Below are 25,284 nucleotides of genomic sequence, written 5' to 3' on the forward strand. Positions count from 1 at the left end.
AAAACAAAATGCCACTAAGTTAAATGAAATAGAAAATAAAAATTCACAAACTTTAATAAGAAGTGAAGTATTAAATTCTACTAATAATAATATCAATAAAAACTATTACACTAAAACAAATTCTCCTAATTATGATATATCTAGTGAATTTAAAAACTCTATTTATACTTTAAAATTCAAACAAGCAGATATAAGTAATAATACAGCCTATGGTTATAGTGTAGATAAAGATGGTTATATGGGAGAAGATTTTAATGAGGCTGCAGGATTACCAAAAGATTTTAAGATACATAAATCTACTTTAGATGAGATAGAGAGAGTGGCTGAGAATAACTTTTATGATACAAAAACAAAAGAATGTCTAGGTGTGAATAAATATTATGATAATATAGATATGGCTGAAACCATCAAACAATACTATAATCTTTTTTCTAATGCTTTAAGTCAAAGCTTTCCAAGTGATAAAACAAGTTTTAGTGAAGCAGATATTAATACTATGCCTAGTGGATATGCTGTAGGTGGAACTAAATGGATGGATTTTAATGAGCCAAATAATAGAATGAATATCACTCATTTAAAAGATTTTTCAAATTCATCGGTTTCAAATATCTATCAAACACCAGAACAGGCTAAAAAAGCTGATGATCTTTGGGCTGATTCTGGATATATGATTAATGGTTTAAAACCTGAAACCTTAGGTTTATCCTTAGAAGAAATAAAAAATGTTTCTCAAGCTAAGTATGAATGTGATTTTAAACCTGATATGTCATTTTATCCAAAAAATGAAGATGGAACTTATACTAGAGAAGATTTATTTATGAGCTTTTTAAAAGCTCAAAATGGACAACCTGTTGAAAGTCTAAATACTACACTTAATCCAAAAGTAGAAGCTTATAATGCAACTTGTGCTAAAGAAAGTTTTGGTACCAAAGGTGCCGATTTAACTGATATCATGACAGGTAAGGTTGATTTTGCAAGTTTATTAAAATATAAACTTGATAGAGGTTATATGGCTGGAGAGCTTTATATGTATGAAAAGGGTATAGATCCAAAAGCCAATGAAGGCAATTGGGCTTTGGACGCTGAGATTAAACAAGCCATTGCTAACGGCTGGAAAGCAAGTAGTGAAAGTATCAATTCTTATGTTGGATCTATAGTGGATAGATTAAATAATCTCATAGGGCAAACTAGGGTTTAGGTTTTGATTAAAGGATTTTAATATTAAAATCCTTTTTTAAATCAGCAAGAATAGCAGGTTTTAAATTCATAAGCAGTTGGACGCGCTTCTACTGGCCATACTTGAGTTTCAAATTTTAAATGTTGATAATCATCAATAAAAAGATCACTCATAATAGGCTTTAGATAAGCATTGTTGCGAATGAGAGCTTCTAGGCTTCCTCTTAGGGTGTGTGGAAGTTGTTCTATACCTTTTTTACGAATTTCATCTAAGGTTAAATCAAATAAATTTTCATCCATTGGTCCAACTGGAATGGTTTTATTTTGTATCCCATCAAGTCCTGCCATCAATAAACTCGCAAAAGCAAGATATGGATTTGCTGTATTATCAGGAAAACGGATTTCAATACGAGCTGAATTTTTTTCTATACCGTAAGGTATGCGACAACTTGCACTTCTATTTTGGCAAGAGTAGGTTAAAATACAAGGAGCTTCAAAACCTGGAACTATTCTTTTATAAGAATTTGAACTTGGATTTGTAAAAGCAGCAAGACTTCTAGCATTTTTTAAAATTCCACCTATGTAGTGTATAGCAGTTTGACTTAAATTTGCATATCCTTGTTTATCGTAAAACAAATTAACTCCATTTTTCCATAAACTCATATGCACATGCATACCACTTCCATTATCTCCATAAAGCGGTTTTGGCATAAACGTTGCTGTTTTACCATTTAAATGCGCAACCATTTTGACAACGTATTTATAAATTTGAACATTATCAGCAGCTTCTACAAGTGTATCGTATTTTACTCCAATTTCTGCTTGAGCTTGTGCAACTTCGTGATGATGTACAAAGGTTTTAAGTCCAACTTTTTCAAGAGTTTGTACCATTTCAGCTCTGATATCCACTAAAGAATCTACAGGTTGTACGGGAAAATATCCGCCTTTTTTGCGAGGCCTATGACCCGTGTTATAACTATCCATAAATTCTTTATCATCATTCCATTCTCCTTCTTCGGTATCAACCTCGTATTTTGAGCAGTGTGCTGTATCTACTATTTTTACACTATCAAAGATAAAAAATTCATTCTCTGCACCAAAATATGCTGTATCGGCTATACCGCTATCTTTAAGATATTGCATTGTTTTTTTCGCGATACTTCTTGGGCATTTTTCATACATTTGCCCTTTGTAAATATCATATACATCACAAAAAACAATAATCGTAGGATCCGCTGTAAAAGGATCTAAAAAGGCACTTTGCGCATCAGGTTTTAGGATCATATCTGATTTTTCAATAGGTTGCCATCCTTGCAAAGAGCTTCCATCAAATGGAATTCCTGTATTAAAAGTTTCTTTATCGATTGAATGGATATTGTAGGTAATGTGGTGCCAAGTTCCTATCATATCCGTAAAACGAAAATCCACAAAAAGCACTTCATTTTGTGTGCAAAATTCAAAAAAATCATTGATATTATTAACAAATTTTCCCATGTATTCTCCTTAGTAAGCATTAATTTTTAAAATTGTATCATATTATTTTAATAAAAATTTTGTTAATATCTTTGAAACAAATTACAATTAAAAATTCAATAGGAAGGAATATTTAAAAAAATATTAGAATTTATATTTTTATTTCAGATTAAATAGAATATAATCTTAAAATATTAAGAAATATTTACATATTTTAAAAATTAAGGAAAACAATGACTCAAGAAGAACTTGATGCTTTGATGAATAGTGATTTAGATTCTGAAGATACCTTAGAGTCTGAAACTGTGGCTGAAGTAGAGACTCAAAGTAATGAAACTCAAGAAGCAAAAATAGAAGATGTAAAAGTAGCTGATTATAGACCAAATCCTAATTTGGCATGGCCACCACCACCACCAAGTCAAGAGCATAAAGTGGTACATCAGCTTGATGATGTAACTAAGGATAGTGAGCAAAAAGCCACTGAAATGATGGAAAGACTTGAAAATATCAGTAATTTTTTTGTAGATTCTGAAAGTTTAATAGCTGATATTAATAAAATTTTAGATAAAAATATCGAAATTTTTACAAGATTAAATGAGAAATTTCCTAATGTTGAAAGCTTTAGTGAGGCCTTAGAGTCTAATACAAAAGCTAAACAAATGAGTGGTGATATTGTTGATCATTTGCAAGGCGGTCAAGATGAAGTTATGATGGCTATGGATGCTATGCAATATCAAGATATCCATCGTCAAAAAATAGAGCGTGTTATTAATGTTATGCGTGCTTTAAGTCGATACATGAGTTCTTTATTTGAAGGCAGAATTGACGATAAAAAACGTGTTAGCTCTGCGGTACACATAGAAGGAGATAGCACAGCAGAGGTTGTAAGTAATGATGATATAGAAGCCTTAATAGCAAGTTTAGGCCAAAAATAATGATCATTCCAGAAATCGTAGCTCCAGCTGGAAATTTTACAAAGCTAAAAATTGCTTTAGCTTATGGAGCTGATGCGGTTTATGCTGGGGTAAATAATTTTTCTTTGCGTTCTAGAACGGCTAAAGAATTTACTTATGAAACTTTTGAAGAGGCTGTAAGATATACTCATGATAAGGGTAAAAAAATTTATGTTACCCTAAATGGTTTTCATTTAAGCGGACAAATAGAAGGTCTTAAACGCCATATTTTAAAACTTCGCGATATGAAGCCTGATGCTTTTATTGTTGCATCGGTAGGTGCTATGAAATTAGTACGAGAATTGGCTCCTGAAATTCCTTTGCATGTATCTACTCAAGCTAATGTTTTAAATTACCTTGATGCTGAAGTTTATAAAAGTATGGGTGCTAAACGTATTGTTATTGCTAGAGAATTAAGTCTAAAAGATTCTAAAATTTTAAAAGAAAACTGCGATGTAGAGCTTGAAGCTTTTGTTCATGGTTCCATGTGTTTTGCTTATTCTGGTCGTTGTTTGATCAGTTCAGTTCAAAGTGGAAGAATGAGTAATAGGGGTTCTTGTGCTAATGATTGCAGATTTAATTACGAGCTTTATGCTAAAAATCCTGAAAATAATACACTTTTTAGACTCGAAGAAGATGAAAATGGCACACATATTTTTAATTCCAAAGATTTAAATTTATGTTCTTATATAGAAAAGATTATGCAAGAAAATTGTATTAGTGCATTTAAGATAGAAGGAAGAACAAAAAGTGAATATTATGTTGCACTGACTACAAGAACTTATAAAATGGCTATTGAAGATGCTTTAAATCATAATTTTGATCCTAAAAAATACGAAAGAGAAATTTATACTCTTAAAAATCGAGGTTTTACGGATGGTTATTTAGTTTCTCGTCCCTTGGAGAAAACAGACACTCAAAATCATCACACAAGCATAGAAGAAGGTACGCATCAAGTTCATGCAATTGTTGAAGATGGAGATTATTTTAAATGTAAAGGTAAAATAGTTTTAGATACAGCTTATGAAATTTTACTTCCTTTGGGAGATAAACTCGAAGAATGTGAAAATGAAATAGGCAAAATTTATCAAAAAGATGATAAGTATTTTATAGAATTTAAAAAATTAATTGCAAAAAATAATAAAGAATTCACAGAAATCCATAGTGGAAATGAAAATGAGATTAAAATGCCAACTAAAATTAGTGAATTTAGTTTTCTAAGAAAGGAAATTTTATGAAATTTATTTCTATTTTAATGGGAAGCAAGAGTGATTATGAAATTATGCAAGAGTGTGCCAATATTTTTAAACAATTTAATGTTAAATATGAACTCATTATTACTTCAGCACATCGTAGTCCGCAACGCACTAAAGAATATATAAAAAAAGCAGAAGAAAAAGGTGCTCAAGTTTTTATAGCAGCTGCAGGTATGGCGGCGCATTTAGCTGGAGCGGTTGCCGCTTGCACAACTAAGCCGGTTTTAGGAGTTCCTATGTCAGGAAGTAATTTAGCAAGCATGGATTCTCTTTTTTCTACTGTGCAAATGCCAAGCGGAATTCCTGTAGGAACTTTGGCTATTGGTAAAGCGGGTGCTCAAAATGCTGCTTATTTAGCAATACAAATTCTTGCTTTAAGTGATGATAAACTAGCACAAGCTTTAAAAGAAGATAGAGAGACTAAAGAAAATAAATTGATTGCAGACTCAAAAAGTGTTGAAATTTTACTATAGGAAGAAAGATGCAAACTTATTTAGAGCTTGAAGAATTTTGCAAACTTGTGCATTTAAATGAAGACGTTGTCAAAGGTATGATGGCTAAAGGTACTTTAAATTTTAAAGAAGAAGAGGGCGTAATTTATATAGAAGCCAATCAAGGTACTTTTAGTGTTGTTCCTGCTACTAATTCACAATCTGCTATGGTTAATTCCATGACTTTAGCTGGAGAAAGTTTTGTAGAAAAAACTATAGGAACAATTTTAAATTTACATGAAAAAGTTTTAGATGCAAAGGATGAAACACTCGAGGCTTTAAAAAATGAAAATAAATTTTTAAAAGATGCACTTTATTCCATGCAAGAACTTTATGAAGAAGATAGGAAAACAATAGAAACTTTAAATAATGAGTTAAAACATGCAAGAGAAGAAGTTGAGTTTTTAAAGCGTAAGTATAAGCTTATGTGGAGCAAGACAACTGAAATTTTTGGAGCAAAAACGGAGCCTGATTTGGAAATGAATAAAGAAGTTAAAACTGATGTGAATTTGGATAATGATCAAGAAGGTGAAAAATGAATTTTTCACAAATGATACTAAAGCTACAAGAATTTTGGCAGCAACAAGGTTGTGCTATAATGCAATCATATGACATGCCTGCTGGGGCAGGGACTTTTCATCCTGCTACTTTTTTGAGGAGTCTCGGAAAGCAACCTTGGGCTGCAGCTTATGTGGCACCTTCACGTCGTCCAACGGATGGAAGATATGGAGAAAATCCTAATCGCTTAGGGGCTTATTATCAATTTCAAGTTTTAATCAAACCTAGTCCAGAAAATATACAAGAACTTTATCTTAGAAGTTTAGAAAATTTAGGTTTTGATTTAAAAAATCATGATATACGCTTTGTGGAAGATAATTGGGAAAGCCCGAGTTTGGGAGCTTGGGGACTTGGTTGGGAAGTTTGGCTTGATGGTATGGAAGTTACACAATTTACATATTTTCAACAAGTTGGAGGTATAGCAGTAGATTTAGTCAGTGCTGAAATAACCTATGGACTTGAAAGAATTGCCATGTATCTTCAAAATGTTGATAATGTTTATGATATTGTTTGGAGTGAATTTCAGGGTAAAAAAATCACTTATGGTGATGTTCATAAACAAAGTGAATATGAGTTTAGTAAATATAATTTTGAAGTAAGTGATGTTGAGTTTTTAAATCAGCAATTTGAGAATGCTTATAAAGAATGTAAAAATATATTAGAGCAAGGACTAGCGTTGCCAGCTTATGATTATTGTATGCTTGCAGCACACACTTTTAATCTTCTTGATGCAAGAGGGGCTATTTCTGTTGCGCAAAGACAAGATTATATGTTAAAGATTAGAGAACTTTCTAAAAATTGTGCTCAGGTTTATAAAAAAACGTTAAATGAAACTGATTGATATTTATAATTTCTTAGATCAATTAAGCTCTTTTAACAATCAGCAAGATTGGGATAATAGCGGTCTTTTGCTTGGAAATAATCAAGATGAGATTAAAACTGTATATTTAAGCTTAGATGTAGATGAAAATTTAATTGAACAAGCTGAAAATAATTCTTTATTTATAACTCACCACCCCCTTATTTTTAAGGGTTTGAAAAATTTAGCAAATTTGAATTATCCTAAGGCTTTTGTTAAAAAAATGATAGAAAAAAATATCTCATTAATATCCATGCACACAAACTTTGATTTAAGTCATTTAAATAGGTATTTTGTTGAGGAAATTTTAGATTTTAAAATCGCTTTTAAAGACGAGTTTTTGATCTATGTTGATCAAGAATTTGATTTTTTTCAATTGTGTGAATATTTAAAATTAAAATTGCAAATGGATATTTTAAGAATTAGTTATTGTGGAAAAGAAAAAATCAAGCGTCTTGCTATTTGCACTGGAAGTGGTGGAGATCTTATATCTAAAGTGCAAGCAGACTGTTTTTTAAGCGGAGACTTTAAATATCATCAAGCTATGCAAGCAGTGAGTGACGGTTTAAATTTGATCGATATAGGACATTTTGAAAGCGAACGGTATTTTTCACAATGTCTAGCAAAAGACTTGAAAAATTTGCCACTAAAGGTTATAATATCAGTTTCAAAAAATCCATTTCAATATTTTTAAGGAATATATATGAATAAACATCTCGAACAATTAGTGCTTTTATCCAAAATAGATCAAGAAATCGATAGTTTTGAACCAAGAATTGATAGCATAGCTAAAAATTTAAAAGATGCTGAAAATAAAATCAGCCAGATTAATACTCAAATCGGTGATTTAGAGCTTGAGATTGAAGATGTAAAAAATCAAAAAAATCAAAATAACTTACATATTTCAGAATTTTCAGCGAAAATAAAAGAGCTAGGCAAAAAAAGCGGTTCTGTAAAAACAGAAAAAGAAGCTAATGCTTTAAAAATAGAAGAGGATATTGCTAAAGAACAGCTTGATTCAGCTAATGATGAGATTATTCGTTTGGATAAAATTTTGGAAAATAAAGAGCTTTTTAAAAAAGAACTTTTAGAAAAAAAAGCCAAAGAAGAACAAGATATAGAAACGATAAAGGCAAGCATTAAAACTCAAATGGAAGCCTTGGAAAAAGAAAGAATGGATGTTTATGCTAAAAAAACTAAACTTGTTGCAGATATCAATTTAAAAGTTTTAAGTTTTTATGAAAAAATTAGAAAATGGGCAAAAAATACAGCAGTTGTGGCTGTCAAAAAACAAGCATGTTACGGTTGCTTTATGAAAATTTATGATAAAACTTATTTATCTGTGATAAAAGGAGAAGAAATTATAACTTGCCCACATTGTGGTAGAATATTATATAAAGAGCAAGAAGATAAGAGTTGATTCTTTGTTATTATATCTTAGCGTGGATAGCTTTTATAATATTGGCTATCCCTATTTTTATCCTTTCTTTATTGAAACAAAAATATAAATATAGTTTAAAAGCACGATTTTTTTTATTTAAAAATTTTCATCAAAAAATTTCTGATGTTCATTTTCATGCTTGTTCCTATGGGGAAACAAGAAGTATTAAAGAATTTGCTTTAAAATTTGACTCTAGAATTACCACTATAACGCAAACGGGTTTTAACTGTGCTAAAGAATTTTGTAAAAAGGTAAATTATCTTCCTTTTGAAAATTGGATACCATTATGGCTTAAACCTACAAAGGTTTTGGTTATTTTTGAGGCTGAATACTGGCTCATGCTCGTTTTTATGGCTAAATTTTATCGAGCAAAAATCATTTTACTTAATGCACGGATTTCGGATAAATCTTATAAAAGTTATCTAAGATTTCGTTTTTTTTATAAAAAAATTTTTTATTATATTGATGAAATTTTTGCACAAAGTGATGTGGATAAAATAAGGCTTGAAAGTTTGGGAGCAAAAAACGTTAAAGTTTTACACAATATCAAAGCAAACATTGCAATAAAGCCTAATAAAAATTATTTTAAACCTAAGGAAAAATTAATCATTTTTGCAAGTACGCATGTGGGTGAAGAGGAATTGTTGCTTGATTATATCAATTTAACCAAAGAGGAAAAACTCATCATTGCTCCTAGACATCCGGAGCGTTTTTTTGAGGTTGAAAATTTGCTCAAAAATAAAGGCTTAGAATTTGAAAAATTTAGCCTTTTAAACACTCAAAATAAAAATTTTAGCAAAAAGATTTTATTGCTGGATGCTTTAGGAGAGTTAATTAACTTTTATGCTATTTCAGATATAGTGGTTTTAGGTGGATCTTTTTTTAAAAATATTGGTGGGCACAATCCTATAGAGGTGGCTTCTTTTAAAAATGTTTTGATATCAGGGCCATTTATTGATAATCAAAAGGTTTTGTTTGATAAGGTTGAAAATGTTTATTTTTGCAATGATTTAAAAGAATTAGATTATAAAATTCATCATTATAATTTAAAAGCAAAGATTAAAAAAAGTGATGATTTATCGCAAGTTTTTAAAGCTATACAGGAAGGAATTGATGCAAGAAAAAGCTTATAAAATTTTAGCTTTGCAAGAAAATATTTCAAATCGTGAAGCTAAGGAATTGATAGATAAAGGATGCGTTTTTACGCATGGAAAGAAAGTGCTTATCGCAAGAGCTTTAATGAGTGATAAAACAAAATTCAATATTGTAAAAACGGCAAATCCTAGTGTTATTTTTGAAGATGATAAAATTATCGCCATTAACAAACCTTATTCTTATATAAGTGAGGATTTGGAAAAAAAATTTAGTGCAAAATTGCTAAATCGTATTGATAAAGAAACAAGCGGAGTGATTTTGCTTTGCAAGGATGAGAATTTTAGAAAGCTCTGCATTGAAGAATTTAAGCGACAAAAAGTTTATAAAAGTTATATAGCGGTTTTAGATGGAATTTTAGCAGAAGAGATAGAAGTGAATGAACCCATTTTAACTATAAAAACAAAAAGAGGGGCTTTGAGTAAAATTTCTAAAGAAGGTTTGAGTGCGTCAAGTTTATTTATTCCTATCATGGTTCAAGCTAAAAAAACCTTAGCAAAAATCATTATTCATACAGGAAGAACTCATCAAATCAGAGTGCATGCTAATTTTATTAAGCATGGAATTATAGGGGATGAAAAATATGCAAAAATCATTAATAATAGAATGTATTTACATAGCTATGAAATAAATTTATTTGATTATAAATTTAAAGCAGATTTGGATCATAGCTTTTTTAACTTAGGTTTTGAAATAAAAAATTTAGATTTTTAAAGCCATTTAAGAAAAAATTTTGTATAATTCTAAGCTTAAATTAAAAAGAAAGGTATAAAGTGTTTGAATTAATTGGCGAATCTTTTAAATCAGCGATTAACAAGCTACGTTTTGTTGATGATGAAAAAGCGCTTAAAAATGCTTTAGAAACCTTAAAAAAATCCCTTCTCAAGGCTGATGTACATCATAAAGTTGTTAAAGAATTATTGATGCTCGTTGAAGATGATGTCAAAAAAAATGGGATAGGACAAAAACAATTTTTAGATGCTATAAAATCAAATTTAGAAAATATTTTAAATATTAATGGAAAAAATCAAGGTTTTGTATTTTCCTCAAAACCTCCAACAGTCGTTCTCATGGCTGGTTTGCAAGGTGGAGGTAAAACCACTTCTACAGTTAAACTTGCAAATTATTTGAAACTTCGCAATAAAAAAGTTTTAATTGCTGCTTGTGATTTGCAACGTTTGGCGGCCGTTGAACAACTTAAACAGCTATGCAGTGCAAACGAGATTGATCTTTTCTCCTTAGATGATGAAAAAAATCCTATAGAAGTTGCAAAACAAGCTTTAGATAAGGCTAAAAATTCTATGGTTGATGTATTGCTAGTTGATACCGCAGGACGTTTAGCTATTGATGAAATTTTGATGGATGAATTGAAAAAAATCAAAGAAGTTTTAAATCCTGATGAAATTTTTTATGTTGTAGATGCAATGAGTGGTCAAGATGGTGTTAAAACAGCAGCTAGTTTTAATCAAGCTTTGGGTATTAGTGGTGTGATTTTATCCAAATTTGATGCAGATACTAAAGGAGGTGTTGCTTTAGGAATAGCCAAGCAAGTTGAAACTCCTTTGAGATTTATAGGAACTGGTGAAAAAATAGCAGATTTAGAAGTTTTTATACCTGATAGAATTGTTAGTAGGATCATGGGTGAAGGTGATTTAGCGACTTTAGCCGAAAAAACTGCAGCCGTAATTGATGAAAAAGAAGCAAAAAAGCTTAATCAAAAAATTAAAAAAGGTGAATTTAATTTTAATGACTTTTTAAATCAAATGGAGAGTATGAAAAAGCTTGGTAGCATGAAATCTCTTATTGGTATGATTCCTGGACTTTCTAATATGTCTTCGGCTATAAAAGATATAGATCTTGATAATTCCAAAGAGATTTTACACATTAAGGCTATGATTTCTTCAATGACTCCTAAAGAAAGAGAAAATCCAGATTTGCTTAATAACGCTAGAAAGCGTCGTATAGCAGAAGGTGCTGGTTTGTCTCAAATGGAGGTAAATAGGTTTTTAAAACAATTTACCAATGCAGCAAAATTAGCTAAAAAATTTTCAGGAAAAAAGGGAATGGAAAGTTTGATGCAAATGATGAATCAAGCTAGAAGACAATTTTAAAAAAATTTTATTTATGAGTACGAGCTTGTATTTATAAATAAAATTTTTTATTTTAAGGAGTAATAATGACAGTAATTAGACTTACAAGAATGGGAAGAACAAAAAGACCTTTTTATCGTATTGTGGTAACAGACAGCAGAAAACGTAGAGATGGTGGTTGGATTGAAAGTATAGGTTATTATAATCCTATGGTTGAGCCTGAAGTTATTAAATTTGATGCAGAACGTTTAGCTTATTGGAAAAGCGTAGGTGCTAAATTAAGCGATAAAGTTGCTTCAATTACTAGCAAATAATTATGGTAGAGAAATTTTTAAAAGAATACACCAAGTTAATCGCAGATTATCCTAATAAAATTTCAACTGAAAAAATAGAGCTTGGTGAAAATTTTTTTGAAATTATACTTTATGTTGATAAGACAGATACTGGAAAGCTTATCGGCAAAAATGGTAAAATGATCAATGCGATTAAAACTGTTGTATCTGCTTTTAAAAGCAAGGATGCAACAAATTATCGTGTAACGGTAAAAGCACTTGAGTGAAGAAGATTTTATCCAAGTTGCTAAACTTGGAAAAACTGTCGGTCTTAAAGGTTTTTTAAGGCTTCATAATTTTAGTGATTTTTCAAAGCAGTTTAAGAAAGATTCCTCTTTTTTTATTGATAAGGGTCGTAAAAAATTAATCATAAAATCATACAATCATACTAATTCTTCGATTTTATTTGAAGGGTATGAAAGTATTGAGCGAGCTCAAGAGCTTGTAAATACTATTTTGTATCAAAGCATTGAAACTACTCGTAAAACTTGCAAATTAAATAAGGATGAATTTTTTTATTTTGATATCTTAGGGTGTAAAATTTTATTTCAAGAGCAAATTTTGGGTAAAGTGAGTAATATATTAGAAGTTGGAAATTCTTTTTTATTTGAAATAGAAACTGATAAAGAATTTCTTGTTAAAAACTATCCTAAAGTATTTTTTATACCCTATCTTGATAAATTTGTCAGTAAAATTGATATAGATAAAAAAAATATTTTTTGCACTCAAGATGCTTTTTTGATTTTAGAAAATTCATGAAATTTACTTTTGTATCTTTATTTCCTAATTTGATTGAATTTTATTTTCAAGATTCAATTTTATCAAGAGCAAGAAAACAAAATCTTTTCAAACTCGCATTTATCAATCCTAGAGATTTTAGTGAAAATCCATATCATAAGGTGGATGATTATAAAATCGGTGGCGGAGCAGGACTTTTGATGCAAGTTGATCCACTATACAATGCTTTGAAATTTATTCAGAATAAAGAAGATGAGCCTTATTTTATTTTTTTAACCCCAAGCGCAAAACTATTTAACCAAAAAGATGCAAAACGTTTAAGTAAAAAGAAAAATATTGTATTTATTTGTGGAAGATATGAAGGTATTGATGAAAGAGTGATAGAAATATTTGCTAACGAGGTTTTTAGTATAGGAGATTTTATTTTAACTGGTGGAGAATTACCAGCTTTAACTCTTTGTGATGCAATTTTAAGAAATGTAGATGGAGTTTTGGGAAATACTTGTAGTCTTGAAGAAGAGAGTTTTGAAAACAATTTACTAGAAGCTCCTTCATTTTCAAAACCTTTTATTTTTGAAAAAAAAGGTCAAAGTTTTTATACTCCTTCAGAGTTTTTAAAGGGTAATCACGCTAAAATTGCAAGTTTAAAAACTACTTTAGCGTTTTGCAAAACTAAATTTTTTCGTCCAGATCTATTTTTGGAGCATAAACGCAAAAAATGAGGGATTTTTTATGAAAAACAAATACATAGAACAATTTGAAGCTAAGCAAATCGAGGGTAAGAATATTCCAGAATTTCGTGCTGGAGATACTTTAAAGCTTGCAATTCGTATTAAAGAAGGTGATAAAACAAGAATTCAAAATTTTGAAGGTGTTTGTATTGCTAGAAGAGGTAATGGAGTAAGCGAAACTTTTATTGTTCGTAAAATTGGTGCTAATAATGTAGGTGTTGAGAGAATTTTCCCAATTTATAGTGAAAGCTTAGAGAGTATCACTGTATTAAGAAAAGGACGCGTTCGTCGTGCAAGACTGTTCTATCTTAGAGATAGACGTGGTAAAGCGGCTCGTATTAAAGAACTTAAAAAATAATAATATTTGCAGCGATTGTATCGTTGTAAATATTTTATACTACTTATCTAAAAAATATCTTTTTAAATAATTTTTATCATTTGATTATATTTGTTAAGAGTATTTTATTATAATCAAGATCTATAAAATTATTTATTAAGGAGAAAAAAATGTTTTCGGTTAAAAAAATTGTTGCATTTTTGATTATTAGCGTTCCATTATTTTTAAACGCTGCGCAGTATCAGTTGAGCACCCATGTTTTAGATATTGTTTCAGGAAAGCCTGCGCCTAAAGTTAAGGTAGAGCTTTATAAAATGGAAAAAAATCAAAAATGGAAGAAAATAGGCGAAGAATTTACAAAAGATGATGGAAGAATAGGTGATTTTTTACCTTACGATAAACCAGAAAATAGAGTAAGTGGAATTTACAAGCTTAAATTTTACACTAAAGACTATTATACGTCTCACAAAGTTGATACATTTTATCCTTTTATAGAAATTAGTTTTGAGCTTTCTAAGGATCAAAAGCATTATCATGTGCCGATCACTCTTTCACCATTTGGTTATTCTACCTATAGAGGAAGTTGAGAATTAAAATTTTATTATGAAATGGAATATTAACTCTTGGAGAAGATATCCTGCTAGACAACAACCTATTTATCCGAATCAAAAAGATTTGGATAAAGTTCTAGCTAAACTTCAAAAATTACCCCCTTTAGTATTTGCAGGAGAAGTCAAAGCTCTTCAAAATGACTTAATCAAAGTTTCACGAGGCGAAGCCTTTTTACTTCAAGGTGGAGATTGTGCTGAAAGTTTTAAGAATTTTGGCGCTATTAATATACGTGATATGTTTAAAATTTTACTTCAAATGGCCATAGTTTTAACTTTTGCAGGTGGATGTCCTATAGTTAAGATTGGACGCATAGCAGGGCAATTCGCAAAACCTAGAAGTAATGATTTTGAAGAATTAAATGGGATAAAACTTCCTAGTTATCGAGGGGATATTATCAATGATTTTAAATTTGATCAAAGATCAAGAATCCCAGATCCTAAAAGAATGCTAGAAGCTTATTATCAAAGCGCTACAACTTTAAATTTATTACGTGGATTTGCTAAGGGTGGTTTGGCTGATTTACGTGAAGTCCATCGTTGGAATTTAGGCTTTTTGAAAAAAAATAAATTATATAAACAATATGCCCACATGAGTGAAAAAATATCCGAAACTTTAAATTTTATAGAAGCTTGTGGTATCAATATAAAAGATACATCTACGCTTAAAGAAGTTAATATTTATACTTCTCACGAGGCTTTACTTTTACCTTATGAAGAATCTTTAACAAGAGTGGATAGTTTAAGCGGAGAAATTTATGATTGTTCTGCTCATATGCTATGGTTAGGAGAGAGAACTAGAGCTATTGATGAGGCACACGTTCATTTTTTAAGTGGGATAAAAAATCCTTTAGGAGTTAAAATAGGTCCTAATGCTACCGCTGAAGATATTATAGCTTTAGCTAATTCTTTAAATCCTTTAAATGAAGAGGGTAGATTAAATATTATCATTAGAATGGGTGTTGAAAAGATAGTTCAAAAATTGCCTAAAATTTTTGCTAGACTTAAAAGTGAAGGGTTAAACTTAATTTATAGTATTGATCCTATGCATGGCAATACTACAAAAATAGGAAATTATAAAACGAGAGAATTTGATAAAATCACTCAAGAAGTTAAATCCTTTTTTGAAATTGCCTATAGTGAGGGAATTTACGCAGGAGGAGTTCATCTTGAAATGACAGGACAAAATGTTACAGAGTGTATAGGCGGTGCTTCAAATATTACTCAGCAAAAATTAAATAAGCGTTATGAAACTCAATGCGATCCAAGGCTAAATGCTGATCAAGCTTTAGAACTCGCATTTTTGATTGCAGATTTATTAAAAAGGAATAGGAAATGTTAAATTTTTATGGTATAAAAAATTGCAATAGCGTTAAAAAATCTCAAGAATTTCTTGAAAATAAAAAAATTAAATTTGAATTTTTTGATATTAAAAAACTTGATGAAAAAACTTTTGATTTTTGGATTAGCCAAAGAGATATTACAGATTTTGTAAATACAGCAGGTATGACTGCTAAAAAGATCGGATTAAATAAAGAAAGGCTCACACATTTAAGTAAGGATGAGTTAAAAAAGATGATATTAGATAATCCAAGCTGTATCAAACGCCCAGTGATAGAATCTCAAGGTAAAATTTATATCGGAAAAGAATATGAATCTTTAAAATGACAACGATTTTAAAGATTCTATATTTTCACATCTTGCTGATCAGATCAAGTATTTCTCCTTCGTGTGGAAATCTTTCACTTTCGCAATTTATAAGATCCATTTTTGAAAAGATTATTTTTGAATCAACTTTCACGATAAAATCGCCCTTATTGCCAATTTCAAAATCGATATGAATGTCTTGAAATTTATTTTTTAATTCTTCTGCAACACGTGCAGCTTGAGGACGATAGTTTCAAAGATTGCAATAAATAATTTTTACTTGCATTTTATCTCCTTTTTAGACTTTTTATAATTATAGTATATTTTTTAAATTTTTAAATGATCTATAAAGAATAAATTCTTAAAAATTCAGCGATAAAAAAATATAATAAAAATATATTTTGAGCATTTTTCAAGGATAAATAATGAGTCAATTTACCCATCTTCATTTGCACACTGAATATTCTTTGCTTGATGGCGCTAATAAATTAAAGGAATTAGCAGATACTTTAAAAGAGCAAGGAGTTACAAGCGTAGCTATGACAGATCATGGCAATATGTTTGGTGCTATTGATTTTTATCAAACGATGAAATCAAGAGGCATTAAGCCGATCATAGGCTTAGAAGCGTATTTACATAATCATGATGATATAAGCGATAAGAGTTCTAGACAGCGTTTTCATCTTTGTTTGTATGCCAAGAATGAGATAGGTTATCAAAATTTAATGTATTTAAGCTCTCAAAGTTATATTCATGGACTTTATTATTATCCACGTATCAATAAAAAAATTTTAGAAAAACATAGCGAAGGGCTTATCTGTTCATCGGCTTGTTTGCAAGGTGAGGTTAATTGGCATTTAAATGTCCAAAGCCAAAGAAATGCTCGTTTTGGTGCAAAAGGATATGAGAGTGCCAAAGAAGCAGCATTGTGGTATAAAGATGTTTTTAAAGATGATTTTTATTTAGAAATCATGAGACATGGTATTTATGATCAAAGATGCATTGATGATGATATTATAAGATTATCTAAAGAATTAAATATAAAAATTATAGCTACAAATGACACGCATTATACCTTCAAAGAAAGAGCTGCGGCGCATGAAGTTTTTATGTGTATAGCAATGGGAAAAAAATTAAACGATCCTGATCGTATGCGCCATAGTGTGCATGAATTTTATGTAAAAACTCCTCAGCAAATGGTAGAGCTTTTTTCAGATATCCCAGAGGCTATAGAAAATACGCAAGAAGTAGCACAAAAATGTAATTTAGAATTAAATTTGGGAAATCCAACTCCTCCTAATTTTAAATTTACTAGAGAATATGCTAAAGAATATAATCTACAATTAAAAGATGAAAAAAAAGATTTCAGTTTTGATAATGATGATATTGTTTTTGAATATCTTTGCAATAAAGGTTTAGAAGAAAGATTAAAATTCATAGATGAAGATAAGCACAAAGATTATAAAGAACGTTTGCAAAGAGAGATTGAAATCATTAAAAATATGAAATTTTCAGGTTATATGCTTATTGTACATGATTTTATAGCTGTTGCTAAAAGCAAAGGCATTCCAGTTGGGCCAGGAAGAGGATCTGCTGCTGGAAGTTTAGTGGCTTATTGTTTAAAAATCACAGATTTGGATCCTTTGCCTTATAGTTTGCTTTTTGAGCGTTTTTTAAATCCAGAGCGTGTTTCTATGCCAGATATTGATGTTGATTTTTGTCAAGATAGGCGAGGGGAAGTGATTGATTATGTTATTGATAAATATGGCTCTGATAAAGTCGCACAAGTTATAACTTTTGGTAAATTATTGGCACGTGGGGTGATTAGAGATGTTGCTAGGGTATGCGATATGAGTATCCCTGATGCTGATGAGCTTGCTAAGCTTATCCCCGAAGAGCTTAAAATCACTTTAGATAGTGCTTATGAAAAAGAGCCAAAGATTAAAGAATTTATCGATAGACACCCTAAAGGGCATGAGGTTTGGGAATATGCAAAAGCTTTAGAAGGGCTTAATAGAAATGCGGGTATGCATGCAGCGGGTGTTGTTATTTCAAACGAAAGTTTATGGAAAAAAACTCCTCTTTTTAGGCAAAGCAAAAATGATGAAAGACATTTAGTAACGCAGTATTCTAAGGATCATTTAGAAGATGTTGATTTGATTAAATTTGACTTTTTGGGTCTTAAAACTTTAACCGTTATTAATAATGCTATCAATCTTATAAAAAAGCGATACAATAAAGATATAATTTGGGAAAGTATCGATGTAAATGATCCTAAAGTTTATAAAACTATACAAAGTGGAAATACTTTGGGGATTTTTCAAATAGAATCAGATGGTATGCAAAGCTTAAATGCAAGGCTTAAGCCAGAAAGATTTGAAGATCTAATTGCGGTGTTAGCTTTGTATCGACCAGGACCAATGGAATCTGGAATGCTTGATGATTTTATTGATAGAAAGCATGGTTTAAAAGATATAAAATATCCTTTTGATGTTTTAAAAGAAGTTTTAGAGCCGACTTATGGGGTTATAGTTTATCAAGAACAAGTTATGCAAATAGTTCAAATTATCGGCGGATTTTCTTTGGGTGGAGCAGATGTTGTGCGTCGTGCTATGGGTAAGAAAGATCCTGAAAAAATGAAAAAATTAAAAGATGAATTTGCTGACGGGGCTGAAAAACAAGGCTATAATAGAAAAGAAGCTGAGGATCTTTGGGAGCTTATTTTAAAATTTGCAGGCTATGGTTTTAATAAATCGCATTCCGCAGCTTATGCTCTCATTACCTTTCAAACTGCTTATTTGAAAACTTATTATCCTAGTGAATTTATGGCCGCACTTTTAACGAGTGAAGAAAATAATGTTACTAAAATTGCTGTTTATATAGATGAGATGAAAAAGATGAATATTAAACTTTTACCACCTTCTATTAATAAAGCTATGCGCGAATTTAGCGCCATAGAGCAAGAAGATGGAAAAGATGCGATTGTTTATGGCTTAGGGGCAATTAAAAGTGTAGGAATTCCTGCAGTTGAAAATTTACTTGAAGCTAGAGAAAGTGGAGAATTTAAAGATATTAATGATTTTTTAGGCAAAATAGAACCTGCAAAAATCAATAAAAGAGCGCTAGAAAGCCTTATTAAAGCTGGTGCTTTTGATGAATTTGGTTATACGCGTAAATGTTTATTTGATAACTTAGAAAATCTTTCAGAGGGTTCAAGAAAAATGGCTGAAGTAAGAAAAAATGCAGCAAGTTCCCTTTTTGGAGAAGATGAGCTTTCTAGTGGTTTACAAGCGAATTTTATCGTCAAAAATGACGAATTTGAAATCATGGAAAAGCTCGATTTTGAAAAAGAAATTTTAGGAATTTATGTTTCTGGTCATCCTTTGGATCGTTTTTATGAAGAGTTTAAGGATATTGATTATGTAAAAAGTATCGATTTTTCATCGCTTAAAGGTAATGGGGAGATATTGAGTATCGGAAAAATAGAGGGCTTTAAAACCATGATGAGTAAAAACAATAAACGTTATGGTAGGCTCGAAATTTTAGACTTTTATTCTACCTTTGATACAACTGTTTTTGAATCCAATATAGAAGAATTGGAAAATATTTTAAAAGATGAAGAATCAAAAAACAAGGCCTATGGATTTTTATTAAGTTATAAATCTGATGAAGGTAAGGTTGATAGTTTTGCTTTAAGATCAATTAAAAAGCTAGAAGAACTTAAAGAAGGAGATTTTAAGGCGATTAAGAAATTTTCAACTAAAAAAATAGTCCAAGAAAACAAAGATTTCACTGAAGAACCTAAAGAATTTGAAAAAAATATTATCGAACTTGATATTTCTAAATTAAATCGTGAATTAATTTATGAAATTCACAATATAGCAAGAAATGCACATAATCCAAATGAAAAGGGAAATCGCAAACTTGTTTTAAAAATCATCAGTGCTGGTTCTTGTTTGCTTTACCATACTGACTTTGTTATATCTGAAAATATAAGCCAAAAGATTATTGAAAAATATGCGGGATGATTTTAATTTTTAAATAAAATACTCCCCAATCTAACCATATTTGAGCCGCATTTTATTGCGAGTTCAAAATCATTACTCATTCCCATAGAGCAAATTTTTGCACCATATTTTTGTAATTTTTCATAAATTTTAAATGTAGTTTCAAAGCTTTTGATAATCTGATTTTGATCTTCTTCATTAGCACCTATACTCATCACACCACAAAGATTTAATTTTGGGCATTCTTCTTGAATTTGTATGTATTCTTCTATTGCTTTATTTAAATCAATTCCACTTTTACTTTTTTCTTTAGCACTGTTTATTTCAAGCAAAGTATTAAGTTTATAATCAAGTCTTTGATTTACAGCTTGAGCAATTTTTAAACCATTGCAAGATTGCCAAAGAATAGGTTTTTGTTTGATTAAAAGATTGATTTTATTGCTTTGCAAATTTCCTATGAAATGCCATTTGATATTTAAATTTTCTTTATCAAGTTCCTGTTTTTTTCTAGATAAAGCCTGAACTTGGTTTTCTCCAAAATCAGTAATTCCAAGATCGAAAAATTTTTTAATGGTATTAAAATCCGTATATTTACTTGCGGCGACTAAATGAATATTTTTTGTTTTTTCTAAAATTTGTTCTAAATTCATGGATGATTGTATTTAAAGCCTTTTTTTAAAAGGCTTTAAAAATTATTGTAATAAGCTTGCGATTTTGCTTTGCAATTGCATATTTGATTGAGCTGCTACGAAAGCCGCTGCATTTTCTTTCAAATAGTTGGTATTAAAATCATTGACATTTTTAGCCATATCATTATTTAAAAGATTATTTTCAGCTGCTTTTGCATTAATGCTATTTTGGACACTAGAATTAATATTTGAAGTGATAGCATTAATACCAGAGCCAATTTCACTTCTAAGACTACCAAGCTGATCCATAAAATTTGTAATGCTATCTTGATTATCTATGCTAAGACCCGCTGTGGAAAGTGAATTCAGGTTTGCTGTTTCAGTACCACTTCCTACAACAAAGTTCATAGTTTGAAATACATTTTTACCATTATAGGTTGCATTGTTGAAAGAATCATTAATAGAATCTTGAATTCTTGTAGCTTCTGTTCTTAGCATATTCTTTTGAGAATCATTTAGAGCAGCGTTATTCATCTTTACTGAAAGCTCGTTTAGTCTATCGGCACTTTGAGAAATATTTGTCAAGCTAGCATCAGCGATTTGTAACACACCAATAGCATTATAAGCATTAGCTATTCCTTGATCTATTGTACTAGATTGAGATCTTAAAGAATCAGCAATAGCCAAATTTGCACTATCAACTCCACTGATTGCACGAACAGCGGCAATATTTTCTAAAGCTTTATCACTAGCTTTTTGGGCATTATTTAAATAGTAGTTTTGTTGCATCATGGTTGCATCAGAAATCATCATAGTGTGCCTCCTTATTTATTTAAATTTTTTGATTATATCATTTTTTCTCTATTTTAAAACTTAAAAAATATAAAAATATTTGAGATACTAAAATTATTTTCAAAGTGATTTCACTTGCACTGTGTATGCTAGCAAATTCAGTACTAGTGGTTGCTTGTTCGCCTAATTTTTGCATAGAGATAATTTGTTCAGTAAAATAAAATACAAAAACTAAGCTTAAAATTAAAATAATTAAACTTAACATTAGTTTTGAAAATTTAATTTTAAAATTATTTTTTTCTCTAAAATAAGAAAAAATTTCAAATAAGATATTTATGGTTGAAACAATAAGCAGCAAATATCCCATTTTTATAAAAATTTGTGTCATTAAAATTCCACTTTGATAATGACTTAAAATTCCATCTCCAATAAAATTTTGGGGATAAAAAATAACAGGTGTAACGACAATGCCAAGTATAAGTTCTATACCTATCATGGCTGCAAGTAAAAATAAATTAACAGCTTTCAAAATTTTCTCCAACTTATTTTTTGATTTTTAGTTATCTTAGCATAAGAATTTTAGCCTTGAGTAAATTTTGCAATAAAAACTCGATCATGTCCAGCTTCATCTTTAAAAAATAAATTTGAAAAATGATATTGTTTTAAAATTTTATCTAAAACTTCTTTTTGATCATAGCCAAATTCACAGGCTAAAAATTTTGCCTTTTGTGAGTAGCTAAATTGAATGATTTTTTCTAAAATTTCATAACCTTTTTCTCCGCCAAATAAAGCTTCTTTAGGTTCGCTTTGTACCCAAATATCTATAGGGTAGGAATTTTTTATATAGGGAGGATTTGAAAAAATAAAATCATAATTATCTTTTAATGTGGAAAAATCACAAAGCTTAAAATCGATTTGTTTTTCTACTCCGTGAAATTTTGCATTTTTTTTAGCAAGTTCTAATGCTTTAGGATTGATATCGCAAGCGGTGAGATTAATTTTGAGTTCTTTGGCTAATATAATACTTAAAATTCCACTACCAAAGCCTATTTCTAAGATATTTTCAAATTGATGAATTTTGCATAAATTTAAAATTTGAGTCAATAATATTTCTGTGTCGTATCTAGGTATCAATACACCTTTGTTTATCTGAAAATCTAAACCCCAAAAATCTACTTTTTCAAAAATATATTCAAAAGGCTCTCCTTTGCTAAAGCGATCAATGAGTTCAAAGTATATTTTTGGATCAAAATTTAATTCTTGATTTAAAAAAAGCCATGTTTTATCTTTATTTAGATACTCACAAAGTATAAAAATGGCTTCATTTTCATGGTTTTTTAGTTTAGATTTTGCCTGTTTTAAAGCTTCTTTTATGGTCAAGAAAGAGCCTTAATTCTGTCATAAATACTTGGATGACTAAGATAAAAAAAGCTATAAATTTTACTCGTTTTAATAAAGGCTTTATTTTCTCTTGCTAATGCTATTAAAGCGTTTTTCATATCTTCTTTGTGAGTGACTTTAGCTCCATGTAAATCGGCTGCAAATTCATTTTTTCTACTTAAAAAATTAATCAAAGGCGAAATAATAAAGCTAAATACATTGCTAAAAATAAGTAAAAGTGCAAAAACTCCAGCGCTGATATTATCTAAGTGTGTTTGCGTGTATAGAATTTGTGGTAAATGTGCAAAAATAAAAAAAAGTAAAAGTATCATAAAAGCACTACTAAATAGATTTTTTATGATGTCTTTATGAACAAAATGTCCGAGCTCATGCCCTAAAACGGCCAAAAGTTCCTTTTCATTAAGTGCCTTTAATAGAGTATCAAAAAGCACAACTCTTTTATTTTTAAAAAGTCCTCCAAAATAAGCATTTAAGCGTTTGTCTCTTTTGCTTGCATCCATCACATAAATTCCATTTGCATTGAAACCACATTTTTGCATTAAAGAAGAAATTTTATTTTGCAAATTCTCATCTTCTAATTTTTGAATTTTATTAAATATAGGAGCAATTAGAGTAGGGTAAATGATATTGATAAGTAAAATAACAAAAAATGAAAATACAAAAGCAGCAATCCACCATAATGACTCAAAAAAATCATAACAAAAAAGCAAAGCATAGATGATTAAAAAGCCAAATATTAAGGTTAAGAGTATGCTTTTTATGCTATCTTGGATAAAAATTTTTAAAGTCATATTTGAAAATCCGTGAGCTTTATCTTTTACAAAATGCTCATAAAAACTAATGGGTAAATTTATAATACTTGTTATGATTAAAAATGCTAACAAAAATAAAGTATTTTCAAGACGTGAATTCTCCTCAATAATCAAATTTTTAAGAAAATAAAAACCAAAACCAAGCCAAGCAGCATTTATAAAAAATGAATACAAATTAGAGAATAATTTAAATTTTTCATTGTCTATAGCAATATTAGCTGCTTTTTTATAGTCATTTTCGTCTAAAATTTGTGCTTTTTTTTGTTTTTCTTGTTTTAAAAAACCAATTTGTTGATAAGAAATAAAAGATAATATAACTGTATAAAGAAATAAAATTGCAATTAAAATCATATTTTTCCTTAAAAATAAAAATATTTTTGTTTTGAATTTTAACTTAAAATCATGAAATCAAAGTTAATCATTAAAGAAATTATTAGTACAATATACATTAAAATTATTTTTTAAATTTTTATAATTTTAGGATGAGAAATGTTTAAGAAAAAAATACCTCAAAAACAAGATTTGAAAAATAAAGTTTCATTTAACGATGCTATTTTGGATGATAGGCTTTTTAATTTTACTCGTAAAATTCAAAAAATAAGTAAAGATGAAGCCAGTGCAAGTTTGCTGGCTAGACAGCTTAGTAGGCTTATTAAGGCTAATCAATAAATTATTAGCATTTTTTAGGGCGAAATATTTTAATCACTTCATCATTATTTTCTATATAAGAGCCTCCAATTAAATCTATACAATAAGGGATAGCTGGAAATATAGGATTTAGGCATTCCATTATAGCTTTAGGATTTCCTGGAAGATTTACAATGAGAGTTTTATTGCGAATTCCTGCAGTTTGTCTTGATAGTATTGCAGTAGGGACATATTTTAAACTTTCTAAGCGCATTAATTCTCCAAATCCAGGCATCATTTTATCACATACAGCTTCAGTTGCTTCTGGGGTTACATCTCGCAATGCAGGTCCTGTTCCACCACTTGTTATAATCAAATCACACTTTTTTTCATCACTTAGATAAAGTAATTTTTGTATGATTAAATCATAATCATCTGGAATAAGTTCTTTAAAATAATCAATTTTATTTTTTATGAAAGAATTAAGTATTCTTTCAACTTCACTTGTTGCTTTATCTTCATATATACCACTACTAGCACGATCACTTAGGGTTAAAATTCCAATTTTTATTATATCCATTTATAAATTCTCCTTGTTTTGTTCTTAAAGCCAACCCTTCTTTTTAAAAAAGACTACGGGTAGTATGATAGAAACAACCATGATAAACAGTACGATAGGATAGGCATAATGTAAATCAAGCTCGGGCATAAATTTAAAATTCATCCCATAAATTGTCCCAATAAGTGTTGGTGGCATCATAGCAACTGTTGCAACTGTAAAAAGTTTAATAATTTTATTTTGCTCTATATTGACTTGACTTGCTAAAATTGTTTGTATGTTATCTAAAATATTAAGCTGAGAAACGCTAAATTCAACCAAGGAATTTAAGTCTTTAAGAACTATGGTTAAATTTTGTTTGATATCTTTATCTATTTTATCACTTTTTAATAAAGAAGTCATTGCTCTTCTTTTGTCAAAAAGAGAATCTCTGACACGCATATTTAATTCTTGTAAGCTAGAGATATCTTTTAACATTGCATCATAGCTATATTCATCTTTTTTTTCCAAGACGCTTATTCTTAATCGTCTTGCTTCTTTATCTACCCATTCGAGCAAGTCGGCATCTTTTTCAACACGTACTTCAAACATTTTATCAATGATTCGTATGCCGTC

Annotated in this window: 30 protein-coding genes; 21 read left to right on the plus strand and 9 right to left on the minus strand. The window is 29.7% G+C overall.

The window, feature by feature from the left end:
* Positions 1-1,198: Cj0814 family flagellar-dependent secreted protein (locus H2280_RS06665; protein WP_337216024.1), on the plus strand; the 1,198-nt coding region annotated here is incomplete at its 5' end.
* 41 nt (positions 1,199-1,239) lie between these two features.
* Here the strand turns inward: H2280_RS06665 and glnA are convergent.
* Entirely contained in the window at positions 1,240-2,670 is a 1,431-nt protein-coding gene (gene glnA / locus H2280_RS06670) for a type I glutamate--ammonia ligase (protein ID WP_337195492.1), read from the minus strand.
* 212 nt (positions 2,671-2,882) lie between these two features.
* On the opposite strand from glnA, the gene H2280_RS06675 reads away from it, so the two are divergent.
* The 18 genes from H2280_RS06675 (at position 2,883) to H2280_RS06760 (ending at position 15,863) form a co-directional block, all read left to right on the plus strand.
* Positions 2,883-3,584: a chemotaxis protein gene (locus H2280_RS06675; RefSeq protein WP_337216025.1), complete on the plus strand. Its 702-nt coding sequence runs from the start codon at positions 2,883-2,885 to the stop codon at positions 3,582-3,584.
* Positions 3,584-4,840 (plus strand): peptidase U32 family protein, encoded by a 1,257-nt coding sequence (locus H2280_RS06680; protein ID WP_337216026.1) that lies wholly within the window; start codon positions 3,584-3,586, stop codon positions 4,838-4,840. The genes H2280_RS06675 and H2280_RS06680 overlap by 1 nt, the downstream gene beginning before the upstream one ends.
* A complete protein-coding gene (gene purE / locus H2280_RS06685) occupies positions 4,837-5,331 on the plus strand; it encodes a 5-(carboxyamino)imidazole ribonucleotide mutase (protein ID WP_137624443.1) in 495 nt (164 codons plus the stop codon). The genes H2280_RS06680 and purE overlap by 4 nt, the downstream gene beginning before the upstream one ends.
* 8 nt (positions 5,332-5,339) lie before the next feature.
* Positions 5,340-5,888 (plus strand): DUF3972 domain-containing protein, encoded by a 549-nt coding sequence (locus H2280_RS06690; RefSeq protein ID WP_137624444.1) that lies wholly within the window; start codon positions 5,340-5,342, stop codon positions 5,886-5,888.
* The gene (gene glyQ, locus H2280_RS06695) at positions 5,885-6,748 is read left to right on the plus strand and encodes a glycine--tRNA ligase subunit alpha (RefSeq protein WP_137624445.1); all 864 of its coding nucleotides are present in this window, start codon (positions 5,885-5,887) and stop codon (positions 6,746-6,748) included. Before H2280_RS06690 ends, glyQ begins: the two co-directional genes overlap by 4 nt.
* Complete coding sequence (locus tag H2280_RS06700) at positions 6,735-7,460, plus strand: Nif3-like dinuclear metal center hexameric protein (RefSeq protein WP_337216027.1); 726 nt, start codon at positions 6,735-6,737, stop codon at positions 7,458-7,460. The genes glyQ and H2280_RS06700 overlap by 14 nt, the downstream gene beginning before the upstream one ends.
* Before the next feature lie 9 nt (positions 7,461-7,469).
* On the plus strand, positions 7,470-8,186 hold the full coding sequence (locus H2280_RS06705) for a zinc ribbon domain-containing protein (protein ID WP_337216028.1): 717 nt from the start codon (positions 7,470-7,472) through the stop codon (positions 8,184-8,186).
* Entirely contained in the window at positions 8,183-9,340 is a 1,158-nt protein-coding gene (waaA, locus tag H2280_RS06710; protein WP_337216029.1) for a lipid IV(A) 3-deoxy-D-manno-octulosonic acid transferase, read from the plus strand. The genes H2280_RS06705 and waaA overlap by 4 nt, the downstream gene beginning before the upstream one ends.
* A complete protein-coding gene (locus H2280_RS06715) occupies positions 9,321-10,073 on the plus strand; it encodes an RluA family pseudouridine synthase (RefSeq protein WP_137624449.1) in 753 nt (250 codons plus the stop codon). The genes waaA and H2280_RS06715 overlap by 20 nt, the downstream gene beginning before the upstream one ends.
* Positions 10,074-10,132: 59 nt before the next feature.
* On the plus strand, positions 10,133-11,470 hold the full coding sequence (gene ffh / locus H2280_RS06720) for a signal recognition particle protein (protein WP_337216030.1): 1,338 nt from the start codon (positions 10,133-10,135) through the stop codon (positions 11,468-11,470).
* A 65-nt stretch (positions 11,471-11,535) separates the two neighbouring features.
* Complete coding sequence (gene rpsP, locus H2280_RS06725) at positions 11,536-11,763, plus strand: 30S ribosomal protein S16 (protein ID WP_004277416.1); 228 nt, start codon at positions 11,536-11,538, stop codon at positions 11,761-11,763.
* 2 nt (positions 11,764-11,765) lie between these two features.
* Entirely contained in the window at positions 11,766-12,008 is a 243-nt protein-coding gene (locus H2280_RS06730) for a KH domain-containing protein (protein WP_137624451.1), read from the plus strand.
* A complete protein-coding gene (gene rimM, locus H2280_RS06735; protein ID WP_337216031.1) occupies positions 12,001-12,540 on the plus strand; it encodes a ribosome maturation factor RimM in 540 nt (179 codons plus the stop codon). Before H2280_RS06730 ends, rimM begins: the two co-directional genes overlap by 8 nt.
* On the plus strand, positions 12,537-13,241 hold the full coding sequence (gene trmD, locus H2280_RS06740; RefSeq protein ID WP_337195501.1) for a tRNA (guanosine(37)-N1)-methyltransferase TrmD: 705 nt from the start codon (positions 12,537-12,539) through the stop codon (positions 13,239-13,241). The genes rimM and trmD overlap by 4 nt, the downstream gene beginning before the upstream one ends.
* Before the next feature lie 10 nt (positions 13,242-13,251).
* On the plus strand, positions 13,252-13,608 hold the full coding sequence (gene rplS, locus H2280_RS06745) for a 50S ribosomal protein L19 (RefSeq protein WP_137624454.1): 357 nt from the start codon (positions 13,252-13,254) through the stop codon (positions 13,606-13,608).
* 149 nt (positions 13,609-13,757) lie between these two features.
* Positions 13,758-14,174, plus strand: a complete 417-nt coding sequence (gene uraH, locus H2280_RS06750; protein WP_137624455.1) for a hydroxyisourate hydrolase — start codon at positions 13,758-13,760, stop codon at positions 14,172-14,174.
* Positions 14,175-14,190: 16 nt separating this feature from the next.
* A complete protein-coding gene (locus tag H2280_RS06755) occupies positions 14,191-15,537 on the plus strand; it encodes a class II 3-deoxy-7-phosphoheptulonate synthase (protein ID WP_337195502.1) in 1,347 nt (448 codons plus the stop codon).
* Positions 15,531-15,863, plus strand: coding sequence for an ArsC/Spx/MgsR family protein (locus H2280_RS06760; RefSeq protein ID WP_337195503.1), 333 nt, complete (start codon positions 15,531-15,533; stop codon positions 15,861-15,863). Before H2280_RS06755 ends, H2280_RS06760 begins: the two co-directional genes overlap by 7 nt.
* Positions 15,864-15,888: 25 nt before the next feature.
* Here H2280_RS06760 and H2280_RS06765 read toward each other — a convergent pair whose 3' ends face one another.
* On the minus strand, positions 15,889-16,128 hold the full coding sequence (locus H2280_RS06765) for a SelT/SelW/SelH family (seleno)protein (protein ID WP_281276536.1): 240 nt from the start codon (positions 16,126-16,128) through the stop codon (positions 15,889-15,891).
* Between the two features lie 139 nt (positions 16,129-16,267).
* On the opposite strand from H2280_RS06765, the gene dnaE reads away from it, so the two are divergent.
* Entirely contained in the window at positions 16,268-19,870 is a 3,603-nt protein-coding gene (gene dnaE / locus H2280_RS06770) for a DNA polymerase III subunit alpha (RefSeq protein ID WP_337216032.1), read from the plus strand.
* A gap of 2 nt (positions 19,871-19,872) precedes the next feature.
* On the opposite strand, the gene H2280_RS06775 is transcribed toward dnaE, so the two are convergent.
* The 5 genes from H2280_RS06775 to H2280_RS06795 are packed head-to-tail and all read right to left on the minus strand — an operon-like array spanning position 19,873 to position 23,834.
* A complete protein-coding gene (locus H2280_RS06775; RefSeq protein WP_337216033.1) occupies positions 19,873-20,499 on the minus strand; it encodes a YggS family pyridoxal phosphate-dependent enzyme in 627 nt (208 codons plus the stop codon).
* Positions 20,500-20,541: 42 nt separating this feature from the next.
* Positions 20,542-21,291, minus strand: a complete 750-nt coding sequence (flaC, locus tag H2280_RS06780) for a flagellin C (protein ID WP_337216034.1) — start codon at positions 21,289-21,291, stop codon at positions 20,542-20,544.
* A gap of 37 nt (positions 21,292-21,328) precedes the next feature.
* Positions 21,329-21,799 carry a DUF4149 domain-containing protein gene (locus H2280_RS06785; RefSeq protein ID WP_337216035.1) on the minus strand — a complete coding sequence of 157 codons (471 nt, stop codon included), beginning with the start codon at positions 21,797-21,799 and terminating at the stop codon, positions 21,329-21,331.
* Positions 21,800-21,849: 50 nt separating this feature from the next.
* Positions 21,850-22,650 carry a peptide chain release factor N(5)-glutamine methyltransferase gene (gene prmC / locus H2280_RS06790; protein ID WP_337216036.1) on the minus strand — a complete coding sequence of 267 codons (801 nt, stop codon included), beginning with the start codon at positions 22,648-22,650 and terminating at the stop codon, positions 21,850-21,852.
* Positions 22,647-23,834, minus strand: a complete 1,188-nt coding sequence (locus H2280_RS06795) for a M48 family metallopeptidase (RefSeq protein WP_337216037.1) — start codon at positions 23,832-23,834, stop codon at positions 22,647-22,649. The genes prmC and H2280_RS06795 overlap by 4 nt, the downstream gene beginning before the upstream one ends.
* Before the next feature lie 138 nt (positions 23,835-23,972).
* Here H2280_RS06795 and H2280_RS06800 point away from each other — a divergent pair, with 138 nt between their 5' ends.
* Entirely contained in the window at positions 23,973-24,152 is a 180-nt protein-coding gene (locus H2280_RS06800; RefSeq protein WP_137624464.1) for a molybdenum cofactor biosynthesis protein, read from the plus strand.
* Positions 24,153-24,156: 4 nt separating this feature from the next.
* On the opposite strand, the gene mog is transcribed toward H2280_RS06800, so the two are convergent.
* Together mog and H2280_RS06810 are read right to left on the minus strand one after the other, a co-directional pair.
* Positions 24,157-24,690 (minus strand): molybdopterin adenylyltransferase, encoded by a 534-nt coding sequence (gene mog, locus H2280_RS06805; protein WP_137624465.1) that lies wholly within the window; start codon positions 24,688-24,690, stop codon positions 24,157-24,159.
* Between the two features lie 24 nt (positions 24,691-24,714).
* Positions 24,715-25,284: CorA family divalent cation transporter (locus H2280_RS06810; protein WP_337216038.1), on the minus strand; the 570-nt coding region annotated here is incomplete at its 5' end.

Source organism: Campylobacter sp. 2457A, assembly GCF_020135895.1.
GTDB classification, from domain to species: Bacteria; Campylobacterota; Campylobacteria; order Campylobacterales; family Campylobacteraceae; genus Campylobacter_D; species Campylobacter_D taeniopygiae.

Coding starts and splice junctions, on each gene's coding strand:
- glnA (WP_337195492.1), bottom strand. CDS start 2,670: ATGGGAAAATTTGTTAATAATATCAATGATTTTTTTGAATTTTGCACA.
- H2280_RS06675 (WP_337216025.1), top strand. CDS start 2,883: ATGACTCAAGAAGAACTTGATGCTTTGATGAATAGTGATTTAGATTCT.
- H2280_RS06680 (WP_337216026.1), top strand. CDS start 3,584: ATGATCATTCCAGAAATCGTAGCTCCAGCTGGAAATTTTACAAAGCTA.
- purE (WP_137624443.1), top strand. CDS start 4,837: ATGAAATTTATTTCTATTTTAATGGGAAGCAAGAGTGATTATGAAATT.
- H2280_RS06690 (WP_137624444.1), top strand. CDS start 5,340: ATGCAAACTTATTTAGAGCTTGAAGAATTTTGCAAACTTGTGCATTTA.
- glyQ (WP_137624445.1), top strand. CDS start 5,885: ATGAATTTTTCACAAATGATACTAAAGCTACAAGAATTTTGGCAGCAA.
- H2280_RS06700 (WP_337216027.1), top strand. CDS start 6,735: ATGAAACTGATTGATATTTATAATTTCTTAGATCAATTAAGCTCTTTT.
- H2280_RS06705 (WP_337216028.1), top strand. CDS start 7,470: ATGAATAAACATCTCGAACAATTAGTGCTTTTATCCAAAATAGATCAA.
- H2280_RS06715 (WP_137624449.1), top strand. CDS start 9,321: ATGCAAGAAAAAGCTTATAAAATTTTAGCTTTGCAAGAAAATATTTCA.
- rpsP (WP_004277416.1), top strand. CDS start 11,536: ATGACAGTAATTAGACTTACAAGAATGGGAAGAACAAAAAGACCTTTT.
- H2280_RS06730 (WP_137624451.1), top strand. CDS start 11,766: ATGGTAGAGAAATTTTTAAAAGAATACACCAAGTTAATCGCAGATTAT.
- trmD (WP_337195501.1), top strand. CDS start 12,537: ATGAAATTTACTTTTGTATCTTTATTTCCTAATTTGATTGAATTTTAT.
- rplS (WP_137624454.1), top strand. CDS start 13,252: ATGAAAAACAAATACATAGAACAATTTGAAGCTAAGCAAATCGAGGGT.
- uraH (WP_137624455.1), top strand. CDS start 13,758: ATGTTTTCGGTTAAAAAAATTGTTGCATTTTTGATTATTAGCGTTCCA.
- H2280_RS06755 (WP_337195502.1), top strand. CDS start 14,191: ATGAAATGGAATATTAACTCTTGGAGAAGATATCCTGCTAGACAACAA.
- H2280_RS06760 (WP_337195503.1), top strand. CDS start 15,531: ATGTTAAATTTTTATGGTATAAAAAATTGCAATAGCGTTAAAAAATCT.
- dnaE (WP_337216032.1), top strand. CDS start 16,268: ATGAGTCAATTTACCCATCTTCATTTGCACACTGAATATTCTTTGCTT.
- H2280_RS06775 (WP_337216033.1), bottom strand. CDS start 20,499: ATGAATTTAGAACAAATTTTAGAAAAAACAAAAAATATTCATTTAGTC.
- flaC (WP_337216034.1), bottom strand. CDS start 21,291: ATGATGATTTCTGATGCAACCATGATGCAACAAAACTACTATTTAAAT.
- H2280_RS06795 (WP_337216037.1), bottom strand. CDS start 23,834: ATGATTTTAATTGCAATTTTATTTCTTTATACAGTTATATTATCTTTT.
- H2280_RS06800 (WP_137624464.1), top strand. CDS start 23,973: ATGTTTAAGAAAAAAATACCTCAAAAACAAGATTTGAAAAATAAAGTT.
- mog (WP_137624465.1), bottom strand. CDS start 24,690: ATGGATATAATAAAAATTGGAATTTTAACCCTAAGTGATCGTGCTAGT.